Here is an 11,901-nt window from a genome sequence, read left to right on the forward strand (position 1 = left end):
GGATGCCATGAAAGAAAGCTGGGATTAGCATCCCAGCCTACGCGAGCCTGTTTGTCCTGATCACGAGCGACGCGGCACGCAATGTTCGTCCGTTGATCTGTTCTTCGACCGCTTCAATCAGCACCTGGCCGGCATCCTGCGTCGATTGAACGATGATCTGGGCCAAGCCATGAAACAGCGAGCGCCTGGGTTCCTTGTCGCTCTGAAGACAATTGGGGTTGCCATTGCCGACGCCGATCAGCGAGCCTCTTCCAGCGATGCGGAACGCGAGCTGGTGATTTGCCGTGGGAACCAGCCGGCCGTGTTCGTCGAGTGCTTCGACGGTGATGATGGCAATGTCCCGCCCATCCGCAGCAATTTCCGCACGATCGGCGCTCAAGCGTAGCTTTTGCGCGACGCCGGTGGTTTCGCGTCGCTCGATCAGCACAGTCTGGCCGTTACGGCGGCCACGTGCCTCGATCACCCCGGGTGTGTAAGCGACTTTCCACTCCACATGTCCCAGGCGCGGCACCGGCTTGCTGCCAAGACTCTTGCCGTTGAGCAGCAGTTCGACCTCATCGAGGTTGGTGTAGACCCACACCGCAATATCCTGGCCTTCTTTGCCTTGCCAATTCCAATGCGGAAACACATGCAGGCTAGGCTCGTTTCGCCACCAGGCTTTGTAGTAATAGTAATAATCCTTGGGAAAGCCACATAGATCCACGATCCCGAATTGCGAACTGGTCGAAGGCCAGCCATAAGGCGTCGGTTCGCCGCGATAGTCGAAGCCGGTCCAGGCGAAACCGCCCGCCAGCCAATCACGGGTGCCGTAGAACGTCCACCATTGCTCCGGCGTTTGTCCCCAGTCCACAACCCCGTTGTAGCTGTTGACCGTGTTCTTTGCCTTGTCCGAGACGTATTCCCCGCGGGTGGAAATGGCGCTGGAAGTTTCCGAGCCGAACACCGGCCGCTTGGGATGGTTCTTGTGGAAAGCGTCGGGAAACTCGGTGTGGTAATTGAAGCCGATGATATCGAGCGCATCGGAGACCCCTTGCTCGTTATCGCCGTTGACGGCCGCCGATACGACGCGGGTAGGGTCCAATTCGTGGCAACGCTCGACCATTGCCGCCGCGATGCGAGCACCTTGTGGCGCCATGTCACCCTTTTGTAGCTTCCACTCCTCGTTGCCAATCGACCAGATGATGATCGAAGGCGAGTTGCGATACCGCTTCAGCATGGTTTCCAGCTGCTGCAAGCCACTCGCGCTGGAACTCATCTGGCGCGTCTCGCACATCATCAGCATACCCATGCGGTCGCAGGCCTCGACCCATTCGGGCGTCGGCATGTTGTGCGAAGTACGCACCGCGTTGCAGCCCATTCCCTGCAGCACGGATACCCGGTACGTCTGCAGTCGGTCGGGCAGGGCGGCGCCCACCCCGGCGTGATCTTGGTGATTGCAGGTGCCTTGGATCTTGAGCGGCTTGCCGTTCAAGAAGAAGCCGCGGTCGGGATCGAATACGGCCGTGCGGATGCCGAACGGAATCCTTTCGGCGTCACGCAAACTGCCGTCTACGAGGACTTTGACCTGGGCCGTGTACAGGTGAGGCTCGTCGGGCGACCAAAAAGCAGGATCAGTGACGGTTGCAGTGGCCCGATACGCCATCGTTGAATCCGGCGCGATGGCCTGTGCCGCCGATGTAGCTTGCGCAACCGTGTTGCCGGCCGCATCGGCAATGCTCCATTCGAGCGAGACATTGACCGGATGCTCATGCTCGTTCTGGACCAGGGTTGCCAGTTCGAGCGTCGCTGCATTGCCCTTGACGGTCGGCCGCACCACGCTTTCCCATCGTCCCAGGTGCACCGGATCGAACTTGGTCAGCCAGACATGCCGATAGATGCCGGCGCCTTCGTAAAACCAGCCATCGCCGAAACTGGCGTCGACACGAATGGCGAGATGATTCTTGCCGCCGTAGTTGAGGAAGTCGGTGAGGTCGAAGCGGAACGGGGTATAGCCGTCATCGTGGCGGCCGATGAAGCAGCCGTTGACGAACAGCATCACGTCGCGCATCGCGCCGTCGAACTCGATCCAGATACGGCGCCCGCGATCGCTTTGGGGAAGGTCGAACTCGCGCCGGTACCAACCCACGCTGGTGGCCGGATAGCGTCGCCCCAGCGGCTTGTAGCCGTGCGAGAGCATCCGGTTGTCTTCATCTCCTTGATCGTCGTGTACGAAGGGAAGTTCAACCGCCCAATCATGCGGCAGGTTCAGCTGGCGCCAGCCGGCGGCATCGAAGTCGGCGGTGGCGATCTTGAACGTGCCGGTCTTGGAGAAGTCGCTTTGGCCGAAGCCGAAGCCGAAGTCCTTGCCCGGATCATCGCCATGGCCGAACGCGAACTGCCAGCCAAAATCCAGTAGCTGCTGCTCCCGTGGCGCCATTGCCGTCCCACTTTGCGGCAGTGTCGAGGGCGGCATTCCGGTCGTCGCCTTGCCATTACCGGCCCACGCGAAACTTGGCACGAAGGGGCCGAGCAATCCCATGATCATGAAGCTGCGACGTGTGATGTCAGGCATGAGTATCACAATCTCCGGAGGACCGAACTTGCACCTTACCAAAGAAAGTGCCGTGCGCATCACGCCGAATGGCACATATTGATGCGCTCCCTCCACTACGTGTGGCGCGTAGGCTGGGATGCTAATCCCAGCTTTCCACACGGCATCCCGATGCTGGGATTGTCATCCCAGCCTACGCGCCAGGTACTTATGGGTACAAGTCGTTTACAAGATCATCCGGACCCGATCATTAAAATGTGCCCGGAATGGGCTGTAGAAGCTGCGTGATGACCAATACATTCAAGATCGGCGACCATGTCCGCTGGAACTCCGAGGCCGGCTGGGTGACGGGAACGATCATCGCCATCCATACCAAGGACTTCGACTACAAGGGGCACACGCACCGCGCTACTTCTGAAGATCCGCAGTACGAAATCAAAAGTGACAAGACCGACCATGTCGCCGCGCACAAGGGGCGTGCTCTACAGCATGCAAAGAAGTGATGCAGGCCCGCCCCGGTTCGAACTGTTCATTTGGCCGATGCTGCTTTTTCGATCAGTCTGGCCACGGCGTCGGGATGGGACACCATCACCACGTGCGAGGCACCCTTGACCACTACGACATCCTTGGCGCTCGCTCGCTCGGCCATGAACGCCATGACCTGCGGCGGAATGTTCTTGTCCGCATCGCCATAGATGAACCAGGACGGGATGGTCTTCCAGGCCGCATCACCGGATTTCTCGTTGAGGGCACTCTGCGCTAGCGGACGCTGGGTAGCGGCCATCAGCGCGGCCTGGGCAAGCGGGACGTCCGCCGCGAATTGCGCGGGGAATTTGTCCTGCAGGATATACAGATCCTTACCGCCGTCGGCGAGTTCGGCGGGCGGGGCCAGTGCCTGTCCCAGCGTACTGCCAGGGAACTTGCCTGCGAGTTCGGCGACCGTCTCGCCGGAGTCCGGAGCGAACGCGCTGACATAGACCAAGGCTTTGACGTTCGATTGGCCATTCGCCGCCTCGGTGATAACGTCGCCACCATAGGAATGCCCGACCAGCACGACCGGCTGCTTGAGGTCGGCGACAAGGCTAGCGATGTAGGTGCCGTCGCTCTTCACACCGCGCAGCGGGTTGGCGGCGGCAATCACGAAATAGCCGTCCTTGCGCAGGATCTTGACGACTCCGTTCCAACTCGAAGCGTCGGCGAATGCGCCGTGCACGAGCACGATGGTGGGCTTGTGCATGGGCTCCTGTGCGGACGCGTTTGCGCCAACGAGCATGGCTGCTGCAAGTACCAGTCCGGTGAACATCTTCTTCATTTCTTGTCTCCTTAAATTTGATAGGTGATCTGCCCAGTACGCGTCACTTCACCCATTCGACCAATGGCTTGCCGATCGGAACAATGTAGGTACCAAGCTCTGCTGCGTTGGTCTGCCCGACGTTCGTCGCGCTATGGACGACACCCGTCGGCACAAACAGCACATCACCTGCCTTGAGCGTCACTGGTGCATGGCCTTCGAGGCGATACTCCAAGCTGCCCTCGATGACGTAGATGATTTCTTCGCCAGGGTGCTTGTGCTTGGGGGCGGTCTTGCCAGGATCGATGTCGACCCGCAGTTGCACTTCCTCGTAGCCGGGAATGCTGAGCTTGTGGCGAGACAATTCTTTGCGCTGCGTTCCTTGTAACGACTGGGCCTGTAACGCTTGAGGTCCCAGCATGCTTGCAATGGAGAGAAGGGTGGCAACTCCGATGATGGTTGTTTTCATGGGCTGGTCCTCGCTTAGAGGTGATCGGCATCGATCACGGCCCGGGTGAACGCCTGCGGTGCTTCTTCCGGCAAGTTGTGGCCGATGCCACCGCTGATCAGCCGGAACTGGTACTTGCCGGTGAACTTCTTGGCGTACGCCTCCGGCAGCGGGTGCGGTGCGCCATTGGCATCGCCTTCCAGCGTGATGGTGGGCACCGTGATCGCCGGGAAATGGGCCAACCGCTGTTCCAGCGCCGCGTATTTCGTTTCGCCCTTGGCCAGGTCCAGGCGCCAGCGATAGTTATGTACCGTAATGGCAACCTGGTCCGGGTTGTCCAGCGCTTGCGCACTGGTTTCGAAGGTGGCGTCGTCGAACTTCCAGCTAGGCGAGGCCAGCTGCCAGATCTGCTTGGCGAAATCGTGCCGGTATTTGTCGTAGCCTGCGCGGCCACGCTCGGTGGCGAAGTAGTACTGATACCACCACTGCAGCTCGGCCTTGGGCGGTAGCGGCGTCTTACCCGATTCCTGGCTACCGATCAGGTAGCCGCTTACGCTAACCAGCGCTTTCACGCGTTCCGGCCACAGCGCCGCGACGATGTCCGCCGAGCGCGCACCCCAGTCGAAGCCAGCCAGCTCCGCCTGCTTGATATGCAGCGCATCCATGAAGTCGATCACATCCTCGGCCAGCGCAGCGGGTTCCGCGTTGCACACGGTGCTGTCGGACAGGAAGCGGGTCTGGCCGTAGCCACGCGCATAGGGCACCAGCACCCGATAGCCTTTCGCCGCCAGCGCAGGTGCGACCTGCGTATAGCTGTGGATGTCGTACGGCCATCCATGCAGAAGTATCACTACGGGACCATTCGCCGGCCCCATCTCGGCATAAGCGACATCCAGCACGCCTGCGTGAACATGCTTCAGCGCTCCCCAAGGGGCCTGTGACGCAGCCTGTGTCACGGGCGCTTGGGCGGGCTGGTCTTCGGCCTGTGCGACGGAGGCAAAAGCAGCGAAGCTCAGGGCGAGTGCGGCATAAGTACGCTTCATGATGGTGATCTCCTTGTTTGCGCGTCGTGTCGAGGAAGAGGAAGGGGCTTACTGCGCCGAAACAACGGCCTGGATGTTTCCGCGGGTCGCCTTCGAATACGGGCAGATCTGGTGGGCGCGATCGACCAGGGCCTGGGCGACGGCGTGCTCCAGTCCCGGCAGGCTTACGTTGAGACGCGCCTGCAGGAAAAAGCCTTGCTCGGGATCGGAGCCCAGGTCGACTTCGGCGGCGACCGACAGATCGGCCGGCAGCGTGACGCCTTGCTCCTGGGCGGCGCGTCCGATCGCGCCAATGAAACAGGCGGACCAGCCCGCGGCGAACAGCTGTTCCGGATTGGTGCCGGCGCCGTTGGAACCCGGGACCGACAGCTTGACGTCGAGGCGGTTGTCGTCGCTGCGCGACTGGCCGTTGCGGCCGCCGGTGGTGGTGGTCTTGGCGGTATAGAGAATGGACATGATCGGTTTCCTGATGGATTGAGGGGCTGCCTCGGCTCGGTAGCGAGGCCTTGGCCGGTGTGCATAGGAGACCGCGGTGGCGTATCCCGCTTGTGTCGGGAGACGTACCCAAAGGCATCGCAATGTGTAGGAAGCGGGTCCTGATACGTTTGGATACAAAACCCGTCCCCCCGGGCCGGCTTGCCCGGACCGGTTGCTACAAACGGATACAAAAAGCCACCGAAGCGGACATGTTCGGGATAAACCGGGAGCGCCCAATAGGTGTCATGGCGGCGCGCTGGCGCGGCCACTTGTCCACTACAAGGCAAACCGTCCATGACATCCCTGAGAATGACCGCCGCCCTGGCCGCCCTTGGCGCGACCCTGCTGGCCTTCTGGCCCACCACCTGGACTGCCGCCAGCACCGAGCAGCCGGCTGCCGACACGCAGGCCCCCGACTTCACCGGCGCCGACCGCTGGTTCAACTCCGCCCCACTGAACATCGACAGCCTGCGTGGCAAGGTGGTGCTGGTGGAGTTCTGGACCCGCGAATGCATCAATTGCATCCATGTGCTGCCGCACACCAAGGCGCTCTACCACAAGTACCATGACAAGGGGCTTCAGATCGTCGGCGTGCATACGCCCGAATACGACGAAGAGCGTGACCCGGTGCTGCTGCGAAAAGCCATCGGCGAGTATGGGATTACCTGGCCGGTGGCGATGGACAACAACTCCCGCATCTGGAATGCCTACGCCAATCACTACTGGCCGGCCCTCTATCTCATCGACCAGCACGGCCATATTATTTACAGCCACGTCGGCGAGGGAGGCTACGACGTAACCGAGCAACGCATCCGGCAGTTGCTGGGCTATCCACAGGGCACTTGACGGCAACGCAGCTTCGGAGACTTATGCTCATGGACCACATCGACAACATCCTCGTCGTCGATGACGATCGCGACATCCGCACCGGTGTCGTGGACTACCTTCGCAAGAACGGCTTGCGCGCGAGCGCGGCCGTTGACGGCCGCGACATGTTCGCGCAACTGGACGCCTCCGCGTTCGATCTCGTGGTGCTGGACATCATGATGCCTGGCGATGACGGCCTGGTGCTGTGCCGCACTTTGCGTAGCGGCAAGCATCGCGCGCTGCCGATCCTCTTGCTGACCGCGCGCGACGACGAAACCGATCGCATCATCGGCCTGGAGATGGGCGCAGACGACTACGTGGTAAAGCCGTTCTCGCCACGTGAACTGCTTGCGCGCATCAAGGCGGTCATACGCCGCACACGCATGCTGCCGCCGAATCTTCGCATTACCGAAACCGCCGAGCTGCTGTCGTTCGGGCGTTGGCGCCTGGACACGACGTCGCGCCATCTGTTGGACGAGCACGGCACCATCGTGCCGCTGAGCGGCGCGGAGTTTCGCTTGCTGCGCGTCTTCCTGGACCATCCGCAGCGCGTGCTTTCGCGCGACCAATTGCTCAACCTCACCCAGGGCCGGGATGCCGAGCTGTTCGATCGCTCGATCGATCTGTTGGTAAGCCGCCTGCGCACCCGCCTGGAAGACAACGCCAAGGAGCAGTCGTACATCAAGACCGTGCGCAGCGAAGGTTATGTGTTCAGCATGCCGATCAGCGTGCCAGGGGATGACGCGTGAGCCGCATGGCATCCGCCTTCCCGATGCGCTGGCTGCCGCGCGGCATGGCTTCGCGCCTGTACTTGATCATCTTCGTCGGCCTGATGCTGGCGCAGGGACTTTCTTTCGGGCTGATGTTCTATGAGCGCTACGAAAGCGCCACCACGGTCATGCTCAACACCGTCGAGCACGAGGTAGCTACCTCGGTGGCCATGCTGGATCGCTTGCCCGCTGCCGAACGCGCCGACTGGCTGGGCCGCCTGCAGCGCGACAACTACCGTTTCGTGCTCGGGCACGGTCAGCCGGGTTCGCCGGTGATGAGCGCGCGCGCGCGCGGGCTCGCCAGCCGAATCGGGCAGGAAGTCGGCCCCGATTATCAGGCGCAAGCCGACACGATCTCGACCAAGCCCGAGCGCTACCAAGTGCATTTCCGCTTGCACGACGGCTCGACGCTCACCTTGGAAGTCACGCCACGAGGCGTGGCGCCGATCGCGCAATGGCTACCGGCTGTGCTGGTATTGCAGTTGTTCCTGTTGCTGGCATGCACCTGGCTGGCGGTGCGATTGGCGGCCCGTCCGCTGGCGCAACTTGCGCAAGCCGCGCAGGCCATGCTGCCGACGGCGGATGGCCCGCGCATGAGCGAGGAGGGGCCTATCGAAGTGGCGCGGGCAGCGATTGCCTTCAACACGATGCAGGAGCGCATAGCCCGCCACCTCAAGGAGCGCTTGCACATCCTTGCCTCGATCTCGCACGACTTGCAGACCCCTATCACACGCATGCGTTTGCGCGCGGAATGCCTGGACGAGGGTGAAGAGCGCCGCAAGCTGCTCGGCGACCTGCATGAGATGGAGCATCTGGTGCGTGAAGGCGTCGCCTATGCGCGCAGCGCGCACGGTGGCGCGGAGGCACCCGTGCGCATGGATGTGAAGGCCTTCCTGGAAAGCCTCGTGTTCGATTACCAGGACATGGGCAAGCCCGTGACGCTGGCGCGAACCGTCGGTGGCGCCGCCATGGTTCGCCAACAGGCGTTGCGGCGTGTGCTGGGCAACTTGATCGACAACGCCATCAAATATGGCGGCACCGCCGAAGTCAGTGCCTGGCGTAGTGAGGAAGGCGAGCTATGCATCGCCGTGTGCGATCGCGGGCCGGGCATTCCCGAAGAGCAGTTGGAGCAGGTCCTGCAACCGTTCTACCGCCTGGAGGGTTCGCGCAACCGCGATACCGGCGGCGCCGGTCTGGGCCTCGCCATCGCGATGCAATTGACGCGCGCCATCGGCGGTAACCTCAAGCTTTCCAATCGGCAAGGGGGCGGCCTTGCCGCCAATCTCAGCTTGCCTTGATCGGCGCGGGCAATGCGCATCGCAGTAGGCTGGGATGGCAATCCCAGCATCGGGATGCTGCGTAGAAAGCTGGGATTATCAACCCAGCCTACACGCTGTATCGGACGTGGCGCTTCTTAAAGAAATTTCGCGAACTGGTCGATCGGGCGAAAGCGTAAGGTATCCAGTTCCCAGGCAAGCAGATCCGCGATCGCCAAGGTGTCGTTGCGGATCTGCCGGCGACGGGCCGAAAACTGCAGCAGCAGCTTGTTCCACCCATGCGACTGGGCGTCCAGTTCAAACGCGATCACGGCCGCCGCCAGGCGCGTCAGGTCGGCAGTCAAGCCTTGGCAGATCGCCGCTCGCGCGACCGCCAGCAATCGCTCGCGCGAGATCAGCTGGCTTACCCGCTTTTCGATGGATACCGTGCGGGCGGCGCGAAGATCATCCGGCTCGAGCACCGCGTGATAGAGCAGGGCGGCCAGGACTCGTTCCACACGTCGTGCCAGGCGGCACTCTAGCGGCTCCAGCTCCACCGCATTCACCCCGGAGCGGCGCGTTTGGGCACCCCACGACCGAAACGGACGAGCATCCAGATCAGGCGGGTTGTGTCCGGCAGGTCGAAACGGCACCACGTTGCTGACGGTGCTGTTGTTGGATTCGGCCAGGGACTTCGTGCTCGTCATAGCGCTTTCCAGTCGATCGGGCGTGTCGGTCTACGCCCCCTGAAAAGCTATCGGCCACGGCTCGCCTGCCTTGAATGAGCGCTCCGGCTACGTCACCGGCGCTCCATCAAGGACCTGATTTTGCCGGCGTCTTCCGCTGTCGCCGGGTTATAGACCACCATCGTGAGATCCGTTCGGCCGTCGACCGAAAAAGCCGAGTATTCGAACGAGAGCGAGCCGAGGATCGGGTGTCTTATGTGCTTGACGTTCTCATGCTGGCTGCCGCGGACATCGTTTTCGGCCCACATCGCCCTGAACTCGGGGCTGAGCCGGCACAGCTCGTCGACGAGTGGCTCCACCGCTGCCGCGGCGCCCGCTCTTGCGGCGTCGATCCTGAAGGAGCCGAGGATGAAGCGGGCCACGCTGTTCCAGTCATATTGCGCGGCGCGGGCGCGCGGATCGAGAAAGGTGAAGCGAAGAATATTGCGCTGTTCTGGCAGCAGTGATTCGTAGTCAATCAGCATCACGTTCGCTGCGCGGTTCCAGGCGAGTACATCCCACGTAGCAGTGCGGATGATGGCGGGGCTGGGTTCCAGCGCATCTAGCACGCGCTGCAGCCTGGGCGTGATGCCTTCGTTCTTCCGGTAGCGCGCTTCCGGCGGGCGGCCCAGGCCGAGCAGGAACAGATGCTCGCGCTCGACCTCGGTCAGCATCAGGGCATGTCCAATCCGCTCCAGTACTTCAGCGGAAGGCGCACCGCCGCGGCCTTGTTCCAGCCACGTGTACCAAGTTGGGCTGATGTTCGCGCGCTGCGCGACTTCCTCGCGGCGCAGGCCCGGGGTTCGGCGGCGCCCGGAAGGAAAACCCAGCGCAATCGGGTCCAGCTTCATGCGCCGGTCGCGCAGATAGCTTCCGAGCAGGTTCTCGGTAGCGAGAGCTTCGGTCATCCAGTTAGCAATCTTAATAGGATAAAGTCACTACTTCACCAGGATACGCGGTAAGAGGATGCTTGTCTCCAGTCATCATTGGAGAGTTTGCTCATGCGTGTGTTCGTCACCGGCGCCACCGGCAACATCGGTTCGAAAGTCGTCAGGGAATTGATCGCGGCGGGTCACCAAGTGACCGGACTATGCCGTTCGGAAGAGAAAGCGTCAGCGCTCGCTGCGGCCGGCGCGGAGGTCCATCGTGGCTCGATCACGGACCCGGATAGCCTGAAGCAAGCGGCCGCGCGCTCGGACGGTATCATCCACCTGGCCTTCAATCACGACTTTTCGCGCTTCGTGCAGAACTGCGAAGACGATCGCCTGGTGATCCGAGCGCTGGGCTCGGTCCTTGCCGGCTCCAAGCGTCCGCTGATCGTCACCTCCGGTACCCCGATCGCCAATACCGTGCCGGGTGAACCGGCCAAGGAAGACAATGCGACCGTCGGTACCGACACGCATCCCCGCGCGGCTTCGGAGGAAGCGGCTGCGCTGCTGGCGGCCGAAGGCGTCAACGTCTCGGTGGTGCGCCTCCCGCAAGTCCACGACCCGATTACGCAAGGCCTGCTCACTCCAGCGATCGCGATGTATCGCGACAAGGGCGTGTGCACCTACGTAGGCGACGGCCTCAATCGCTGGCCCGCGGCGCATGTTCTGGACGTGGCGAGGCTGTACCGGCTGGCGATCGAAAGAGCCGAGCCGAACGCGAAATACCACGCGGTCGCCGAAGAAGGCGTGCCGATGCGTCACGTCGTGGAGGCTATCGGTCGCCGCTTGAACCTGCCGGTCAAATCGATCGCTGCGGACGAAGCGCCGAACTATTACGGCTGGCTTGCCCGATTCGCCGGCTACGACATGCCCGCCTCCAGCGCGCAGACGCGCAAGACGCTAGGGTGGAAACCTAATAGCCCCGGACTGCTCACCGATCTGGAGCAACTGCAGGTGTCGGCCCCGTAAAGGGCCGCACGCGGTGGTGTCAAAGATACCTGGCGAACTGGTCGATCGGGCGTAGCTTCAATTCGGCCAGGTCCCAGGCGAGCAGGCGCGCGACTGCCACAGTGTCGGCGTTGATTTGCCGGCGCTGGGCTGAAAACAACCGCCATAGCCGGTTGCGCCAGCGCGACTGAAATTGCACTTCGAAAGTGATCGCGGCGGCGGCCAGGCGGGTAAGGTCAGCGGTCAAGCCGTGGTTGAGTGCGGCGCGTGCAACCGCCATCAAGCGATCGCGCGACACCAGCCGCTCCCCGCGCGTTTCGATGCTAAGCGGCTTCGAGGCGCGGGCATGCGCCTGCTCCAGTTGCGTGTGATAAAGCAGGGCGCACAGAACGCGTTCCACGCGCCGGGCCAAACCTTGTGCCGCTGCTTCCGGCTCCAGCACGTCTGCGTCGATGACGTGTACTTGGGCCTTGCGTGCTTGACCTGGACGAGCGCGATGCTGCCGAGGGGTGCCCCCGACCGGCCAAAGCGGTATGACGTTGCTGGGAGCGTTGAGCTCGGCTTCGATGAGGAAATTAGTGGTCGCCATGCTGCTGCACATGCATGAGGCGTGCCAG

Annotated in this window: 13 protein-coding genes; 5 read left to right on the top strand and 8 right to left on the bottom strand. The window is 62.3% G+C overall.

Annotated elements, in window-relative coordinates; all coding sequences use genetic code 11:
- Window positions 1–37 precede the first annotated feature (37 nt).
- Window positions 38–2,551, bottom strand: a complete 2,514-nt coding sequence (gene galA / locus QQJ96_RS17005) for a beta-galactosidase GalA (protein ID WP_284333214.1) — start codon at window positions 2,549–2,551, stop codon at window positions 38–40.
- A gap of 266 nt (window positions 2,552–2,817) precedes the next feature.
- Between galA and QQJ96_RS17010 the strand changes: the two genes are divergently transcribed.
- Window positions 2,818–3,033: a hypervirulence associated TUDOR domain-containing protein gene (locus tag QQJ96_RS17010; RefSeq protein WP_284333215.1), complete on the top strand. Its 216-nt coding sequence runs from the start codon at window positions 2,818–2,820 to the stop codon at window positions 3,031–3,033.
- A gap of 26 nt (window positions 3,034–3,059) precedes the next feature.
- Here the strand turns inward: QQJ96_RS17010 and QQJ96_RS17015 are convergent, their stop codons facing one another.
- From QQJ96_RS17015 to QQJ96_RS17030, 4 genes are read right to left on the bottom strand one after another with little or no spacing between them, the layout of a single operon-like run.
- A complete protein-coding gene (locus tag QQJ96_RS17015) occupies window positions 3,060–3,842 on the bottom strand; it encodes an alpha/beta fold hydrolase (RefSeq protein ID WP_284333216.1) in 783 nt (260 codons plus the stop codon).
- 43 nt (window positions 3,843–3,885) lie between these two features.
- A complete protein-coding gene (locus tag QQJ96_RS17020) occupies window positions 3,886–4,290 on the bottom strand; it encodes a cupin domain-containing protein (RefSeq protein WP_284333217.1) in 405 nt (134 codons plus the stop codon).
- Window positions 4,291–4,304: 14 nt separating this feature from the next.
- On the bottom strand, window positions 4,305–5,312 hold the full coding sequence (locus QQJ96_RS17025) for an alpha/beta fold hydrolase (protein WP_284333218.1): 1,008 nt from the start codon (window positions 5,310–5,312) through the stop codon (window positions 4,305–4,307).
- 48 nt (window positions 5,313–5,360) lie between these two features.
- Window positions 5,361–5,768, bottom strand: coding sequence for an organic hydroperoxide resistance protein (locus tag QQJ96_RS17030; protein WP_284333219.1), 408 nt, complete (start codon window positions 5,766–5,768; stop codon window positions 5,361–5,363).
- Window positions 5,769–6,083: 315 nt separating this feature from the next.
- Between QQJ96_RS17030 and QQJ96_RS17035 the strand changes: the two genes are divergently transcribed.
- Genes QQJ96_RS17035 through QQJ96_RS17045 form a run of 3 tightly spaced genes read left to right on the top strand, consistent with a single transcriptional unit; the run spans window position 6,084 to window position 8,724 of the window.
- Window positions 6,084–6,635, top strand: a complete 552-nt coding sequence (locus tag QQJ96_RS17035) for a redoxin domain-containing protein (protein ID WP_284333220.1) — start codon at window positions 6,084–6,086, stop codon at window positions 6,633–6,635.
- Window positions 6,636–6,664: 29 nt separating this feature from the next.
- Window positions 6,665–7,405, top strand: coding sequence for a response regulator (locus tag QQJ96_RS17040; protein ID WP_284333221.1), 741 nt, complete (start codon window positions 6,665–6,667; stop codon window positions 7,403–7,405).
- 5 nt (window positions 7,406–7,410) lie between these two features.
- Window positions 7,411–8,724, top strand: a complete 1,314-nt coding sequence (locus QQJ96_RS17045; protein WP_284333222.1) for a sensor histidine kinase — start codon at window positions 7,411–7,413, stop codon at window positions 8,722–8,724.
- Between the two features lie 116 nt (window positions 8,725–8,840).
- On the opposite strand, the gene QQJ96_RS17050 is transcribed toward QQJ96_RS17045, so the two are convergent.
- On the bottom strand, window positions 8,841–9,389 hold the full coding sequence (locus QQJ96_RS17050; RefSeq protein ID WP_284333223.1) for a hypothetical protein: 549 nt from the start codon (window positions 9,387–9,389) through the stop codon (window positions 8,841–8,843).
- Window positions 9,390–9,481: 92 nt separating this feature from the next.
- Window positions 9,482–10,315, bottom strand: a complete 834-nt coding sequence (locus QQJ96_RS17055) for a helix-turn-helix transcriptional regulator (protein WP_284333224.1) — start codon at window positions 10,313–10,315, stop codon at window positions 9,482–9,484.
- A 93-nt stretch (window positions 10,316–10,408) separates the two neighbouring features.
- Here QQJ96_RS17055 and QQJ96_RS17060 point away from each other — a divergent pair, with 93 nt between their 5' ends.
- A complete protein-coding gene (locus QQJ96_RS17060; protein WP_284333225.1) occupies window positions 10,409–11,305 on the top strand; it encodes an SDR family oxidoreductase in 897 nt (298 codons plus the stop codon).
- 19 nt (window positions 11,306–11,324) lie between these two features.
- Here QQJ96_RS17060 and QQJ96_RS17065 read toward each other — a convergent pair whose 3' ends face one another.
- Complete coding sequence (locus QQJ96_RS17065) at window positions 11,325–11,873, bottom strand: hypothetical protein (RefSeq protein ID WP_284333226.1); 549 nt, start codon at window positions 11,871–11,873, stop codon at window positions 11,325–11,327.
- Window positions 11,874–11,901 lie beyond the last annotated feature (28 nt).

This window comes from Dyella flagellata (genome assembly GCF_030160275.1).
Taxonomy (GTDB): domain Bacteria; phylum Pseudomonadota; class Gammaproteobacteria; order Xanthomonadales; family Rhodanobacteraceae; genus Dyella_B; species Dyella_B flagellata.